This window comes from Dyella nitratireducens, from assembly GCF_014642835.1.
In the GTDB taxonomy this organism is placed as follows: Bacteria; Pseudomonadota; Gammaproteobacteria; order Xanthomonadales; family Rhodanobacteraceae; genus Dyella_B; species Dyella_B nitratireducens.
On the sequence record NZ_BMJA01000001.1, the window covers coordinates 2,391,771 to 2,405,617 of the forward strand.

The window sequence follows — 13,847 nt, forward strand, 5'->3', positions numbered from 1 at the left end:
TCGATGCGGGAAGGATGGTTGGATCTCGCCCTCGATGACGAGAGCGAGATCCACGTTCCTTGTTCTCAAGTAGAAGGAGGCAAGGCGATGCGCAGGTCGGTCGCCTTGGGCGGCGTGCCGACCGGTTTGCCGCGCTGGCTCATCACTTTCTGATAAGCCTCCCAGGCCTTCTGGTACACGGAGTCACCCAAGGCAAACGTCATCGTGCCGATTTGCTTGGACTGATGACGCGGACCGACGAAGTCGTACAGCACCATCGTGCCGCCTTCGGGATACAGCTGCGAGGCGGAGATGGGAACCGCACAGCCACCAAACGTGGCGCACTTGTTGTCACTGGGTGAACTGTAATTGCCCGTGGATGGTGGCGGTCCGCCGCACAGATTGCCTTCCGCGACGTCGTTGTGGCTCTTGCGTCCGCGCAGCATGTAGGGTGCATGGCCTTCCGGCACGCTGGCCGTCATGCCACAACCGCCGCTGTGACCGCATGATCCGCCGCCGCTGTCGAGTTGCGCGAAGCCGCAACCGCCTTGTGCTTTGCAAGTGTTGGAACCGCGGCAGGTGTGATAGACCTCGATGGCGGCGCAACTGCCGTCGCTGCCTTCCCACGCCATGCCCTGGCATGCGTGATAGAGCTTGTTGGGATTGACGTCACCGATGCCCAGCGCGAGGTTGGGTGCTCTCCCGAACACCGCCCAGCAAAGCGACACGCGGTCGCCGGAACCAGCCATCGACGGATAAGGGAACGTGGTGCTGGCATTTTGCCAATAGTCGTTGAGCACCGTCGTGACACCTTTGATGGCACCCACGGCCACCTTGCTCAATACGGCATGTTCGGCCGGGCCTTGTGCTTTCAGCCGGTTCAGCGCGTCGGCAATGTCCTGCGGTGGTGGAATGGGAGACGTTGCGGGTGCACTGTATTCGTTGGTAGTCAGCATCGCCGCGGTCCAATGATTCTTTCGGTCGGCGTGCCACTTCTCCCAGGTCATGATCTTGTCCAGCTTGCCGTGCAGCGACTCGAATCGCTCGAAGTGAGTCTCGGGCGCGTAGCGTGCGCGAGCTTCGGCATCGGCCGAAGGGGCTGGCCCACCGTTGGCGTTGTAGGATAGGTAATCCACCTCCAGCGCGGACCTGTCTTCGCGATATTTCTCCTTCACGTCGGTCAGCGGTGCGGGGGAGAACCGGTAACGCAGCAGCGATTCACCGATGGAGATCAGGCTGCCTTCGCCCTGGTCGGTAATCGCCGACATCATGGTGATGGCCTTGTCGAAGGCGGCCCTGGGGTTGGCCAGGTCCTGCGCATTGAGCTTGGTTTCGAAGCCGGGGAATTCGCGCCTGGGGTGTCCTTTTTCCGTGACGTTGAAGAGATCCTGCTGCACGCAATCGGCCGTGAACAATTTCTCCCACAGCGTTTGGCCGTCCTCGTAACGCAGACGCAGGTATTTGGCGTAGCACTCGTACATATCACCGATGGAACCGAACATCGGCAGCGGCTTGCCCGGGTCCCAGTCCGGGAACGGCACCTGCGGAAAATAGTTGTGCTTCGGATTGAGCACCATGCCTTCGCGAGCATCTTTCGTGGATTGCTCGATGGCGCAGAAGAGATCGAGGGTGTTTTTGTCGAGCGAACCGAGCGCGACCTTGGTGTCGTGATAGCGCTTGGTGTCCGTGAGGTCCACGATGTAAGGGATGGTTGTTTTCTCCGGACCGTAGCAATGCCAGCCATGATCCTTCGTCTGCAAGGCGGGGCTGGTGAACGTCGGTGCCAGGCCGATGGCGGTGCTGATATTGGCGGCCATCTCCAGATGCAGCATTTCCTGGATGAAGACGCTGAAGATCAGATTGAAGGTCTTGCGCTCCTCGGTGTCCGGATTGGCGGTGGGCGCCATGCCCGGCCAACAGCGTCCCTTGTAGTAGTCGATGTTCTTGGCGTTGATTTCGTGCGTGCCGTAGATGGAATACATCGCTGTCATGTAAAGCGGTATCGTGAACAGCTCGACGTCGATGGCGGCTTGTGCGATGCCCCATACCGCGGCCTTGTCCGTTTCGAAATACTTGAGGCTTCGCTCGACGCAAATGCCGAGCTCACTTTCCAATCGCGTTGCCGTTGCCGTGTCATTCATGGGCTTTCTCTCCTTGCTGGCTATGGATAGGAAGGAACGGAAAACAGCGCGACGAACCCTCGTTGGTGGAGGTCATGATCGAGTCGGAATCTTTGCATGCACCTTCAGGCCTCCGGATAGCCGGAAGCTTGGATGCATAAGAAGCCAAACGTTGATACCTGGGCCCCAGAAGCTTTTGAGGGCGCGTCCCTGTAGTAAAAAAGCACCCGCAGCGAACAAGTGAAAAACTTCACTTGCTGCTTCATCTCCAGTGGATCTACCCGGTGATCGAATGGCTTGGCGGGCAGTGCTGCGCCTGGCCGCCTTACATGTGGCAGAGGAATTGCCACGATGGTGTTTGCCTTCCCTAGCCATTCCAAGTCCCCCAACCCGGATCACGCGAGCATACGCCGTGATCAAGTGTTGATTATGTGAATGGCTGTCCGTTGTGTAACGGGATCGCGGCTCAAGATATTTTTGCGAAGCGTAAAAATTTGCTGCCTAACGGCATCCAACCGGTGCGTGACAGCGTTCATTGCTGCGGTGCGTCCGAATAAGCGGGCTCGGTGCGTCGCCATCGCCTCGCCCGGGCGGTACTCCTGGACAGTGAGGAAAGTACTGAAGGTCTACCACTGCTGTCCGTGGGAAAATCGTTCCATTCACCGTAACGCTTGATAGATCGTCGTCCCGGCGAAAGCCGGGACCTAGCGACTTGCATGTCGCCCAAGACACTGGGCCCCGGCTTTCGCCGGGGCGACGATTTTCGGCGACGTTGAATGTACGGAAAAAATTTTCGCCGTCGGGCCACGTGTATTACGCGAGCCTTTGGGTGACAAGGTCCACGACGGCCTGGGTATTTTCTCGATGAGGAACGTGGCCGCAGGCTTCCATCACCTTCAATGTCATGCGCCCTGCCGTGAAACGATCGATGCGCTCTGGCTGGCGAAGCGAGCTGTACTCGTCTTGGTCGCCGTAGATCGCCAGGATGGGACAGCGAATGTGGCGCAGTTCGGTATCAAGGTTCCAGTCTGTGAAGTCGGAGGCGAGCCAGGTGTCCATCCAGGCGCTGAGCACCCAGGCTGCCTTGTCGCCATGGTATTTCTTCAAGCGTTCCAGCTGGCCCGGTTGCTGGAAGAGTCGTTTCGCCTGGCGAATACCATCGAGCGTATGAGGCTCGACGAACACCTGGGCCGATTCCACGATCAAGCCATCGCAAAAGTCTGCGTCACTTGCCGCGCAGACGATGGCCATGCCGCCACCGACGCTGTGACCGAAGGCGATGAAATGTTTTATCTGCAGTTGCTCGCGTACGGCGCGAAAGCTGGCACGTGCCTCATCGTGCACGAAGCGGTTGGTCAAACTCCCCGGGTGCGGATCGGATCGGCCAAAGCCAAGACGGTCATAGGCCACCACATCCCTTCCGGTCGCAAGTGCGAGACGCTCTGGGACATCGCGCCATAGCGCTACGCATCCGAGCGAGTCATGAAAGAGCACAATGGATGCATGGTCGTGTGATCGACTTGTCGCCGGTGACCAGCGCCTGGCGTAGAGCCGACCGAGTTCGGTGTTGATCCAACTATCTTGAGTCAAAGTGGAAAGCATGCGGATACATCAGGGAAGAAGATGGCGAAGCACGCCTGCCGCAACGACACCGATGATGACCGTGGCAAGCATGGGCAGGCGTATCGCGGCGACTAGCGTGATGAGCAGCGCGAGGATATCGGCCAGTGAGTTGGAAACGAAACGTGGTGCAATCACGGCGATGAGCACGCACCCCGGTGCTGCTTCCAGCACGGTGATGGCGCGTGTGCCCAGTGTGCGGTGACGCAGCACGAGATAGCCGGCGATCCGTGTCAGATACGTCATGGATGCCATCAGCACGATGGCCAGAACGGTTGCAGGATGGATCATGGCTGGTCTGCCCAAACGTACGCGGCAAGCAGCCCCGATGCTGCGCCGGCCGCCACGTACCATGCTCCAGGTATCCATACATGCGTTGCTGCGGCCATGATCAAGCTCACCAGCCATGGGCGTGCAGCGCGTGCACTTTTCCACATGCCGCGCAGCAAGACGAGAAACACCGCGGGAAAAGCCATATCGAAACCGTAGGCATCGATATTTCCGATCATCGGGCCGACGATCGCGCCGATGGTGGTGAACGTTATCCAGGTCAGGTAAAGCCCGGCCGACAGTCCCAGGTAGTAGCGCAAGCTGAAAGATGGCGATGTGCTCGCGCGCTGCCGAGCATCGGCCAGGCCCATGGCCCAACTTTCGTCGCACATGAAAAACAGTGCAGGCAATGCTTTGCGCAGCGGCAGGTGTCGAATGAAACGCGCCAGCGTTGCACCCATCAGAAGGTGGCGGCTGTTGACGAGAAATGCGATCGCGACGATCAGCCCGATATGCGGCGGTGAGGTCCACAACCTGATGGCCGCAAACTCCGAACCACCGCCGAAATTGAGTCCCGTCATCAGCGGCACCTCGATGGGGCTGAGCCCTTTCTGGGCAGCTTGCGCGCCAAGCACGAGTGCAAAAGGGACAAAGCCGAGCATGACCGGCAGTGCAGCGACGAAGCCGCGCCGAGCTTCGTGGTGGTCGTGCGCGGGAGCGGCAAGCGTTGGGGACTGAAAGGCGCGCATATCGAATCTCAGTTGGGAGGTGAAAGCATAGGTTTCCCGTCGTGGGATCGGGTTGCGTTTATGCTCGAGATGGGAGGATATTTGGTACATAAATCTCCAATTTATGTAAATCGAGCAATCCCATGCCAATCAAACTGGACAAGATCGATCGCCGCATCCTGGCGGTGCTGCAGCAGGACGGACGCATTCAGAACGTGGAGCTGGCCAGCCGCGTCGGGCTTTCGCCATCGCCTTGCCTGAGGCGTGTTCGATTGCTGGAAGAAGAAGGCGTGATCGAGCAATACGTAGCGCTGCTCAACCCGGCCAAGATAGGTGCCGGTTTTACGGTCTTTGCACGTGTATGGCTGACGGGACAGGACGAAGACACCGTCAATCATTTCATCGATGCAATCAAAGAGCTGCCGCAAGTCATGGAATGCCAATTGATGGCGGGCGATTGCGATTTTCTTCTGCGCATCGCCGTCGCCGATCTTGATGCTTACCGTCGATTCCAGATCGAACATTTGAATCGCATCAAAGGGATTCAGAGCGTCAAGACGGAAATCCCCATGCAGAAGATCAAGCTGACGTCGCAGTTACCTTTGGGCTAACGGTGTAAACAGTGTGAAGGCACTGCGTAACAGCGGATAGCACTGATGGTAATAACGACCACAAACCAAGGAAGGGGAATGCAGCGAAATATCTTGCCGCGAGTGCGCCACCCCGAGCCCCTGCGGCTTCTTACCGAAGACTGCACCGCCAACGTCTCGCCGAGATTGGCGTCTCCAATTATTCGCTTGTTGGATGGGTTGCTCTCAGGACAAGAGTGCGACGATTTGATTGCGCTAGCGGTGCCACGCCTGCAACGTCATTTTTTTGATGCTCTTAGGGATAGCCTGAAAAAAAATCCATCACAGCCTTTTCAGCCTGCGCTGCGTCCGGTATCCAAAGGAGCAATTGGATGAAGCCATACAAAAATCTATTTTATCTCTCCCTAAGTTGAGTGAGGCCGGAATTCTTGAGTCAGCAAATTAACGGTATTCTTTTGAGCGAAGTGGTCGACAAAAACGAGCCGTGAGCGATGGTATGACATCCAGATTTTGGTGGCAGGTTATTTTCACTATTTTTGTTTTTTTTCGACTCGCCGTTGTGCATGCGGCGGATACGACAAGTGTTTACGTTCACTACAGGTCCCCAAATCTCGTCTATATTGATGTAAAAGCGCCAGCTGGCACTGAAGTAATAAAGTTCTCGCCTGTAAATGGCGTGACACGTGATGCTATTTGGAAAGTGACTAGTGGCGGCATGTTAGATGGAGACACATTGAATCTCCAGGGTGGTTCGTCTGCGGTCCTTGTGATGGACGTTGCTCGACGGCCCCAAGTTCAGGACAGACATTATGCGCCGTTCTTTAACGCCTCAAATGATGGTGCGATTGTTTTAAATAGCCTTTTCACAACCTTGTCGAAAACCAACGTCGCGTATGAAAAGTTGGCATCCACGAGTTGCAGCTCATTGGATATTCGACCGAATTGGGCAGTTTCAGCTGATGGGTCAGGTTACGCAGTTCTTGGCAATTTAAAGTGTTTGAAAATTCGCGCCGGAGTAATCGTCTATGATCCAACGGCTTCGCATGAATTAATTAAGAAAATACATTCCTCGGCAGACCAGATAGTCAGCTACTACAACACAATGCTGAGAACGCAAAAACGTATTAACGTCCTTGCATACGTAACGAATGACAGTGGCGAATATTTTCATGGTGATGATTTGGGTGATGGATTAGTTGTTGGATTCTCAAAGAGCCTAAGCCTCGACACATGGAATACTTATAGTGAATTTGGCCTTACTCAATTTATCGCCCACGAAATCTTTCATCAATGGAATGCAGAAGTTTCCTACAGGGAAAACAGTGGAGTTCTCTTGAACGAGGGCGGCGCGGAGGATGCAGCTTATTTTTACAGCGCTTCTCATGGCCTCCCGGGAACTCCGGCTCTAGCAGAATTCATACTGGGTAGGTCCAATCAATGCATTCTTGAGGTCGGCATCAATATGACGATCAGAGGGATATTGGGAAGCGGTAATTTGAATCGAGTTCCTTACGACTGTGGTGCAGTTTATACGCTGGCTCGAATGCCATCTAATGGAGCGCTAATCAGTACTGAATATTTCGATGCCTGGAGAGCCGTACTCCGGCTGGCGAATACATCCAAATCATTGGTTTCTGTGAACGAATTTGGCTTAGGTGCCGATACCGATGAATTGCTTTCGACGTACAACGTGGCCGGTGCTATCGCACAGCGTTTTGAGTTAAACAACCTCCACTTTAGCGTGACGAAAGATGCCTCATCTGACGAAAACCACAGCTTATTTCTCGACGTTGCAAAATTCTTAATGAACATGGATTGCAATGGTAACGTGGGGTTCTGGGATGGACCTAATAGCTTAACGATAGACCCACAGGTCAAGACGTGTAAGGCGCTATCACATTTGACTTCTATATCGAAGATCGCGGGTTACGGCATGAACGACAATGCTGTCCACCTTGTTGCGGATATGAATCATCTCTGCGAACGAGGTGAGCAAGTGCGCATTACAGGAAATGACGGAAAGGAAGCGAATCTACCGTGTCGTGCCGAAATTCATTTATTTGAGGGCTTCTTGAAATCGGAATAGTGATCTTGCCCCTCTTCCACAGACACCCGGTTAAGCGATTCAATTCGCTATCCGAGGTGAGTGATGAAGCAGAAAGCAAACGTGAAACAGAGCCGGCAGCGCTACAGCGACGAGTTCAAGGAGCAGGCTCTGCACCGAGCTGAGCAGGAAGCCATGGCAGCACATGACGGCTTTCCACATCCACCGAAAACCTCACCGACCAGCCATTCGGCAGCCTGATTTCCACGCTCGCCTCCATGGAGGGCTTCGCCACGACCAGGGGCACGGCCCTCGTTGATGAGGTGGACTCGGTTCGTCGATGCAGCCAATTGCCGAAACTCGACAGCGACAGATCCTGTTGTTTGCAGTAAGCCGCCTGACTCAAGCCGCTTTGGCGCCACGCATCCATATGCGCCGTCCAATACGTCTGTTTGCTTGCCATCGATTCACTCCCGTTGAAAGTCGATGGCGATATCAAACAAGATGCATGCGATCGTCGCGAGATGAGGTGGGGTGACGCTTACTATCCTCCGGTGCCTACCGCTTCAGAAATCATGCCGCTGACATCAAAAAGGAGAAACCGGACCCAACCTCAACCCTGATCTGAGCTAACCTGCAGCACTATACGGGTGGCTCACTTTTCGATGAAAAATTCGGCTCAGTTTTCCGCGGAAATCAACAGCCTTTGTAAGCCACCTGCTTAGCAGTGAGTTTGAGTCTTGCTCCCTGCGAAGCCGCGATTCGGTGTCTTTGGCCCTTAAGTCGCTGGGCCCCGGCTTTCGCCGGGGCGAGGGGCAAGCAAGAAGGATACGGCATGCGCTTGACGTGTAACGATCGTTACATGTAACGTCTGTTACATGCAAATCCGCAAAGAAGAACTCACCGCAGCGCTTATCGATTACCTGCTGACGCATGGCCTGTCGGAGTTGTCATTGCGGCCACTGGCGGCCGAGTTGGGTACCAGCGCCCGCCTGCTGATCTACCACTTCGATTCCAAGGAAGGCTTGCTGGCCGCAGCGATGGACGCCATGCACACGCATCTGCGCCATTCGCTGCAGGCACTGGCGGAAGCCGAGGCGCCGAAGGGCATCAAGCCGTTGCGCCGGTTCTGGGATTGGGCCATCGCCGCGGAGAATTTGCCGTACATGAAGCTGCTTTACGAACTGCAGATGCTGGCGGTGCGCAATCCCGAAACCTACGGGCCTTTCTTGCAGAACAGCGCAGCGGGCTGGCTTGCACTGGTCAAACGCATCATGCCGGATGACGAGCGCGATGCAGCGATGACCAGTTTGCCGATCGCCGTGTTCGACGGCCTGTTTTTGGAACTGATGAGCACCGGCGACCGCCGCCGCACCACGCGAGCGCTCGATCGCTTTATCGAACTGGTAGAACAGGCGCGTCTCCATCGTGCGCAGGCTGTTCGCAAGCCGCGCAAGGCAGCCACACGCAAACGAGGGGCATGACATGGTTGCTTCCATAGCTGATGTGCCTGCACGCAGCAGATCTACCGTACGAACGCTGGGCGGGTTGTTGCTGGCGCTGGGAGGTATCAGCCTGCCATTTGGCAGCTGGCTTGACTCGTTTGCCGGGCTCGGTCATCTAATCGGCAATGAGCTGATCTACTGGGGATTGGTTGCCGCGCTGCTCTTTTACGTGGTGAAGGTGGAACGACGGCCGCTGGCATCGGTTGGATTCCGGCGGCCGGGCTGGATGGAGTGGCTGCTGGCGTTTGGTACAGGCGTGCTGATACTCGCCTGTCTTGGACTGATCTACTACGTGGTATTCCCGGCCTTGCACTGGAGCGAAAACCAGCAGCTGGCCAAGGTGTCTACGATTCCCTACTGGCTGAATTGCTTGATCGTGATACGTGCGGCGGTATCTGAGGAATTGCTGTTCCGCGGCTACGCTGTCGAGCGATTGCAGGAGCTGACCGGCAGCCGCTTGCTCGCCGGTGCGCTCAGCTGCACGGTGTTTACGCTGGACCACGTCAGCTACTGGGGCTGGCATCACGTGCTGATAGCTGGAACTGCCGGGGTCATCCTCACCGTGTTTTATCTGTGGCGGCGCAACCTATGGGCAAGCATGCTGGCGCATTTCATCGTCGATGCGGCTGCTTTTCTGTTGGGTTGAGTTGTTAGTTAGATCGCAAAACCTTCAATGCTCTTGCGAAACATCGGCTGGCACCACCGCCATGACGCGTGCCGGAAAACCATCGCCGTTCTTGACCTTGGGCCACATCGCGATGAGTACGGCGCCCGTTGCAGGCACTTGATCGAGATGGGCCATGGCCTCGATCTGGTAATGGCCGTGCTGCAGCAGCCAGGTTTCCGAATCCATCCGTGGCGTCGTATCGGTATCGAGCGATTCGTGGCCGATCGCCACGACGCCGCGCTGTTCGATCAAGAATTGCACGGCTGCCAGCGACCAGGCGGGGAAGGGTGAGCGTTTGAATCGCGCCGGGTTGGTATCCCAATCCCTGGACATGTCGGTTCGCAGTGCGGCGAACGATCCGGATGGAACGCGGCCGTGCACTTTTTCCCAAGCCAGGATGTCGTTGACGCTCAACGCATGATTGGGGTCCTTGTGCAGTAAGCCGGTGCTGTCGAAAACCACCAAGGGCAAGATCATCTGGTTCAACGGAATAGAGTCGACAGTTGCGCCGTGGGCATCGAAGTGTGCCGGCGGATCGACGTGCGTTCCGTACTGGCCAACCATCGAGAAGTAGTTCGCTCTGAAGCCGTTCTTTTCGATGGTGTACGGCTGGCCGGTTTTTGGATCTTTCGCAGGCGTGATGCTGGCTTGGCCAAAGCCGCTCCAGACTGGCGTGCTTGCACTGAACGAATGCGTCAGGTCAACCAGCTTGCTGGCATGGACGATGGCCAGAAGCTCGGTGGTCTGGTTGTCATGAGCGTCGCTTGCGTTTGCCTGAGCAATAACGCCCATGCTTATGAAAGAAAGCGCCATGACGGCAATCATGCGATGGATCACGTTTGGACCTCCGTAGCAGTGTTGCCTAGTGATGGATACATGGCATCGAGGGTGGGTGCGTTTAAGAAGCGTGGCGCTTACTTAAGCACGCATCTGGAACCGCGCGAAAGACCATTCCGTCCCGGAGAGCCGGATGGGGTGCGAGCGAAGCGAGCGGCGGGGGCAGATGCAGTCTGCACCAACTGCAAACATCAGGTGTCGAGCAGAACGACGCAGTCGATGCCGGCCCTGGCCATTTTCGAGTAGGGACAGATGCGCTCGGTATCGCGCACCAACTGCTCGGCAACCGCTCGCTCGACACCTGGCAAGCGGATGCGAACCTCCGCGGCAAGCGTGAACAAGCCGTCGACCGGGTCGCGGCCAAAGGTCACCGAGGCGATCACCTCGGCGTCCGGGATCGCGACATTCGCCCGTGTCGCCAGCAAGCTCAGGGCACCGTGGAAGCAAGCGGCGTAGCTGGCGGCGAACAGCTGCTCCGGATTGGTGCCGCCGCCCGGTCCGCCCAATGGTTGAGGCATCCGCAATGGCAGCTTAAGGACGCCATCGTCGGACCGTGCGATGCCCGAAGCGCGGCCATGCCCGGCTTCACCGCCGTTGACGCACACGGTTGCGGTGTAAAGCGGAAGGAAATCCGTTCCTATGTACTTGTCGAGCAGAGAGGTGGCCGGTGGTCGCAGCTGGCTCATGATGGCTTTCATCACCATGTTGTACGGCACGCCGATTCGACGAGCATGAGGTGTACGGCCAACGAATCGATGCGCTGCAGATAGCAGAGCCTCACGCCCCCGCTCCGTGGCTGGCGAAGGCCGAGTGAGCGAACCAGGTCTGGAAATCCTGTGCGCCCAGCCACGCACCATCGCCCGGCAGCAGCGTATCCGGCTCCAGCACGGCACCAAAGTAAGGTGCCTTGGCATCCGCGATAACTTTGCGCGGGTCGCCGATGGCGGTGAGGAAGCGCTGCACGAATGCCGCGAGCGGTGCCTTCTCGGGGCCGGCAATTTCCACGATGCCGTTGATGGCCGGGCCGAGCGCGGCATCGGCGACGGCATCGGCGACATCGTCCGAGGCGATCGGTTGCATCAGTCCGCTTGAAAGGTGGATTTCCTGGTCGGCGCCACCATTGCCGGCTATGCCGTTGAGGAATTCAAAGAATTGGGTGGCATGAACGATGGTGTACGGAATGCCGGCGCTGCGCACCAGCTGTTCCTGCGCCATCTTGGCGCGGATGTATCCGCTCGCTGCAAAAGCAGGGCGTCCGGTGCCCACTACCGACAGCGCCAGGTGATGCTTCACGCCGGCCTTCTTTTCCGCGGCGGCCAGGTTGCGTCCCGACTTTTCGAAGAAATCCAGCGCCGCCTGATCTTCGAACGAGGGCGAATTGGCGACGTCGATGACGACGTCTGCGTCGGCCATGGCCTGGTCCAGACCTTCCCCGGTGACGGTATTGACGCCTGATGAAGGCGCGGCCGGAACGGCCGCGTGTCCGTGCTTACGCAGGCGTTCAACGACTTTTCTGCCGATGAGTCCGGTACCACCGATGATGACGATTTTCATGGGAGACCTCGCATGGATGTTGATGCTGCAGACGCGTGGTGAATGCATGCTAGGCGCGGCCATGAGCAGCCGGTAGCACCACCGATGGGCTCATGGTGTTGCCTGCCGCGCACCAATCATGGCCTTGGCGATGTCACGCCATGCTCACCGCCGCTATCGGGCTCGCCTTGTCTGCAGGCAGGGATAAAGTGGAAACGAGCCCCAGGTCCAAGGCGCGTATGCCAGCGGTCATGAAGTCGATGAACACGCGTATCCGCGCCGGCAGCTGCTGCCGGCTCAGGTAACAGAGGTAATGCCCGCGATCGTCCGGCGCGTATTGCGCCAGGCATGCCATCAGTCGACCGGCACGCAAGTGCCCGCTGATCTGATAGCCGGCCATCTGCGCGATGCCCTGGCCGTCAAGCACGGCTTGCAGCACCAGTTCCTCGTCGTTGAAGGTGGAGGTGGACGATGGCAGGAACTTCTGGATCCGCGCGCCAATCTTGAACTCCCATTCGAAGATCCGGCCGGACGCCGTGCGGAGATTGATGCAGCGATGTGCGGCCAGGTCTTCCACCTGACGTGGCAAGCCATGCGCGCGCCGATAAGCCGGCGACGAGCAGACCAGCAGCGGCATCGGAATCAATTGTCTGGCGATGACTTGGCTGTCTTCCATGCGCCCGTTGCGAAAAGCGACGTCCACCCGGTCCGCGCTGAAGTCCGTCGTGCGATCGTCCAGCAACAGATCGACCGCGATATCCGGGTAGCGCGCGCGAAAGCCGTTGAGCAATGGCGCCACGATGCGACGCCCGAATCCCACGGTGGCGCTGATCCGCAGTTGCCCGCGCGGCGGACCTTCGCGCAGATCGCGCATATCTTCCAGCGCTTGAACGATGCGCTCCACACCTGGATGGCAGTTGCGATAGAACAGCTCGCCTTCGCGTGTCAGCGTGGTGCTGCGCGTGGTACGCAAGAACAGTCGCGTGCCCAGCTGTGTTTCGAGCTTCTGCACGCTACGGCTGACGGCCGAGCGGCCAATGCCGAGTCGATCACCGGCGCGAGCAAAACTGCCTTCGGTTGCGACAGCGATAAACGCAACGACACCGGCGTAACTCGCGGAAAAACTCGACGCGAGTGCGTCACTGTTTGCGCAGTGAGGTCGATCTGGTGAATCGGTCGTCATCTTCGTGTTCCCGCCAGGCTTCGCGCTTGTCGCCGCGCATCACATCCAACACCGGCAGCGGCCGGCTCTCTATCTGATAGACGTTTTGGCGGCGACAGGTGTGACAGCACTGGCCGGATTGTTTCCTGAGGGACAACACCAAGAGCCCGTCGCCGGATCTACCGGGTGTATCAGACCGGTTTTACGCTGTGTGCCGCTGGACCGATACCTTGCCAACGCAGCCTCGCTAGGTGCCGCGGCCGCGGATCATTTACGAGGACATATCCATGCGCACGTTCCTGTCATTCGGGTTGTTGTTCCTGCTCGCCGTCGGCGTAGCCGAAGCCCAATCAACCGGAGAATCCGCCACGGCATCGACACCGCCGCGGGCTCAGGTCTCCGAATTGATGACCAAGGCCCTCAAGGACTATCCCGGTAAAGAAGGCACGATGATCCTCGTTACCTACCCGCCTGGTGCGGTCGATCCGGTCCATCGCCACTACGCGGATGCTTTTGTCTATGTGCTCGAAGGTTCCATCGTGATGGGACTGAATGGCGGCAAGAACGTAACGCTAGGTCCGGGACAGACTTTCTACGAAGGTCCGGACGACGTGCACACGGTGGGCCGCAATGCGAGCCGCACCAAGCCAGCCAAGTTCGTGGTGTTTCTGCTCAAGGATCAGAACAAGCCGGTGCTGGTACCGGTGCACTGACTGAGATGAGGTGCCTGAGGTATCCCCATTTTTTCCGGTACCTCGGCAAGAACCGAAGTTCACGTCAATACTGTTTCAG

15 protein-coding genes are annotated in these 13,847 nt (G+C 57.6%); 6 read left to right on the forward strand and 9 right to left on the reverse strand.

Features of this window, described 5'->3' with window-relative positions:
• Window positions 1-65 precede the first annotated feature (65 nt).
• From IEX75_RS10800 to IEX75_RS10815, 4 genes are all read right to left on the reverse strand, one after another.
• Window positions 66-2,120 carry a ferritin-like domain-containing protein gene (locus IEX75_RS10800; protein WP_188794207.1) on the reverse strand — a complete coding sequence of 685 codons (2,055 nt, stop codon included), beginning with the start codon at window positions 2,118-2,120 and terminating at the stop codon, window positions 66-68.
• 792 nt (window positions 2,121-2,912) lie between these two features.
• Complete coding sequence (locus IEX75_RS10805) at window positions 2,913-3,701, reverse strand: alpha/beta fold hydrolase (protein WP_188794208.1); 789 nt, start codon at window positions 3,699-3,701, stop codon at window positions 2,913-2,915.
• A gap of 9 nt (window positions 3,702-3,710) precedes the next feature.
• Window positions 3,711-4,010, reverse strand: a complete 300-nt coding sequence (locus IEX75_RS10810) for an AzlD family protein (protein ID WP_188794209.1) — start codon at window positions 4,008-4,010, stop codon at window positions 3,711-3,713.
• Complete coding sequence (locus IEX75_RS10815; RefSeq protein ID WP_188794210.1) at window positions 4,007-4,738, reverse strand: AzlC family ABC transporter permease; 732 nt, start codon at window positions 4,736-4,738, stop codon at window positions 4,007-4,009. Before IEX75_RS10815 ends, IEX75_RS10810 begins: the two co-directional genes overlap by 4 nt.
• 122 nt (window positions 4,739-4,860) lie before the next feature.
• Between IEX75_RS10815 and IEX75_RS10820 the strand changes: the two genes are divergently transcribed.
• From IEX75_RS10820 to IEX75_RS10830, 3 genes are all read left to right on the forward strand, one after another.
• Complete coding sequence (locus IEX75_RS10820; RefSeq protein WP_229720737.1) at window positions 4,861-5,328, forward strand: Lrp/AsnC family transcriptional regulator; 468 nt, start codon at window positions 4,861-4,863, stop codon at window positions 5,326-5,328.
• Window positions 5,329-5,406: 78 nt separating this feature from the next.
• A complete protein-coding gene (locus IEX75_RS10825) occupies window positions 5,407-5,682 on the forward strand; it encodes a hypothetical protein (RefSeq protein WP_188794211.1) in 276 nt (91 codons plus the stop codon).
• A gap of 109 nt (window positions 5,683-5,791) precedes the next feature.
• Window positions 5,792-7,393 carry a hypothetical protein gene (locus tag IEX75_RS10830; protein ID WP_188794212.1) on the forward strand — a complete coding sequence of 534 codons (1,602 nt, stop codon included), beginning with the start codon at window positions 5,792-5,794 and terminating at the stop codon, window positions 7,391-7,393.
• A gap of 115 nt (window positions 7,394-7,508) precedes the next feature.
• Here IEX75_RS10830 and tnpA read toward each other — a convergent pair whose 3' ends face one another.
• Window positions 7,509-7,814 (reverse strand): IS66 family insertion sequence element accessory protein TnpA, encoded by a 306-nt coding sequence (gene tnpA / locus IEX75_RS10835; protein WP_188794213.1) that lies wholly within the window; start codon window positions 7,812-7,814, stop codon window positions 7,509-7,511.
• A 415-nt stretch (window positions 7,815-8,229) separates the two neighbouring features.
• Between tnpA and IEX75_RS10840 the strand changes: the two genes are divergently transcribed.
• Both IEX75_RS10840 and IEX75_RS10845 read left to right on the forward strand, forming a co-directional pair.
• On the forward strand, window positions 8,230-8,835 hold the full coding sequence (locus IEX75_RS10840; protein WP_188794214.1) for a TetR family transcriptional regulator: 606 nt from the start codon (window positions 8,230-8,232) through the stop codon (window positions 8,833-8,835).
• 1 nt (window position 8,836) lies between these two features.
• On the forward strand, window positions 8,837-9,502 hold the full coding sequence (locus tag IEX75_RS10845; RefSeq protein WP_188794215.1) for a CPBP family intramembrane glutamic endopeptidase: 666 nt from the start codon (window positions 8,837-8,839) through the stop codon (window positions 9,500-9,502).
• A gap of 24 nt (window positions 9,503-9,526) precedes the next feature.
• Here the strand turns inward: IEX75_RS10845 and IEX75_RS10850 are convergent, their stop codons facing one another.
• From IEX75_RS10850 to IEX75_RS10865, 4 genes are all read right to left on the reverse strand, one after another.
• The gene (locus IEX75_RS10850; RefSeq protein ID WP_229720738.1) at window positions 9,527-10,360 is read right to left on the reverse strand and encodes a cyclase family protein; all 834 of its coding nucleotides are present in this window, start codon (window positions 10,358-10,360) and stop codon (window positions 9,527-9,529) included.
• 191 nt (window positions 10,361-10,551) lie between these two features.
• Window positions 10,552-11,046: an Ohr family peroxiredoxin gene (locus IEX75_RS10855; RefSeq protein WP_188794216.1), complete on the reverse strand. Its 495-nt coding sequence runs from the start codon at window positions 11,044-11,046 to the stop codon at window positions 10,552-10,554.
• A gap of 91 nt (window positions 11,047-11,137) precedes the next feature.
• Complete coding sequence (locus tag IEX75_RS10860) at window positions 11,138-11,914, reverse strand: SDR family oxidoreductase (protein WP_188794217.1); 777 nt, start codon at window positions 11,912-11,914, stop codon at window positions 11,138-11,140.
• Window positions 11,915-12,047: 133 nt separating this feature from the next.
• A complete protein-coding gene (locus tag IEX75_RS10865) occupies window positions 12,048-13,076 on the reverse strand; it encodes a LysR family transcriptional regulator (RefSeq protein WP_188794218.1) in 1,029 nt (342 codons plus the stop codon).
• Between the two features lie 266 nt (window positions 13,077-13,342).
• Between IEX75_RS10865 and IEX75_RS10870 the strand changes: the two genes are divergently transcribed.
• Window positions 13,343-13,768 carry a cupin domain-containing protein gene (locus IEX75_RS10870; protein ID WP_188794219.1) on the forward strand — a complete coding sequence of 142 codons (426 nt, stop codon included), beginning with the start codon at window positions 13,343-13,345 and terminating at the stop codon, window positions 13,766-13,768.
• Window positions 13,769-13,847: the final 79 nt, after the last annotated feature.

Coding starts and splice junctions, on each gene's coding strand:
- IEX75_RS10805 (WP_188794208.1), bottom strand. CDS start 3,701: ATGCTTTCCACTTTGACTCAAGATAGTTGGATCAACACCGAACTCGGT.
- IEX75_RS10870 (WP_188794219.1), top strand. CDS start 13,343: ATGCGCACGTTCCTGTCATTCGGGTTGTTGTTCCTGCTCGCCGTCGGC.
- IEX75_RS10860 (WP_188794217.1), bottom strand. CDS start 11,914: ATGAAAATCGTCATCATCGGTGGTACCGGACTCATCGGCAGAAAAGTC.
- IEX75_RS10845 (WP_188794215.1), top strand. CDS start 8,837: ATGGTTGCTTCCATAGCTGATGTGCCTGCACGCAGCAGATCTACCGTA.
- IEX75_RS10825 (WP_188794211.1), top strand. CDS start 5,407: ATGCAGCGAAATATCTTGCCGCGAGTGCGCCACCCCGAGCCCCTGCGG.
- IEX75_RS10855 (WP_188794216.1), bottom strand. CDS start 11,046: ATGAGCCAGCTGCGACCACCGGCCACCTCTCTGCTCGACAAGTACATA.
- IEX75_RS10800 (WP_188794207.1), bottom strand. CDS start 2,120: ATGAATGACACGGCAACGGCAACGCGATTGGAAAGTGAGCTCGGCATT.
- tnpA (WP_188794213.1), bottom strand. CDS start 7,814: ATGGCAAGCAAACAGACGTATTGGACGGCGCATATGGATGCGTGGCGC.
- IEX75_RS10865 (WP_188794218.1), bottom strand. CDS start 13,076: ATGACGACCGATTCACCAGATCGACCTCACTGCGCAAACAGTGACGCA.
- IEX75_RS10820 (WP_229720737.1), top strand. CDS start 4,861: ATGCCAATCAAACTGGACAAGATCGATCGCCGCATCCTGGCGGTGCTG.
- IEX75_RS10840 (WP_188794214.1), top strand. CDS start 8,230: ATGCAAATCCGCAAAGAAGAACTCACCGCAGCGCTTATCGATTACCTG.
- IEX75_RS10815 (WP_188794210.1), bottom strand. CDS start 4,738: ATGCGCGCCTTTCAGTCCCCAACGCTTGCCGCTCCCGCGCACGACCAC.
- IEX75_RS10810 (WP_188794209.1), bottom strand. CDS start 4,010: ATGATCCATCCTGCAACCGTTCTGGCCATCGTGCTGATGGCATCCATG.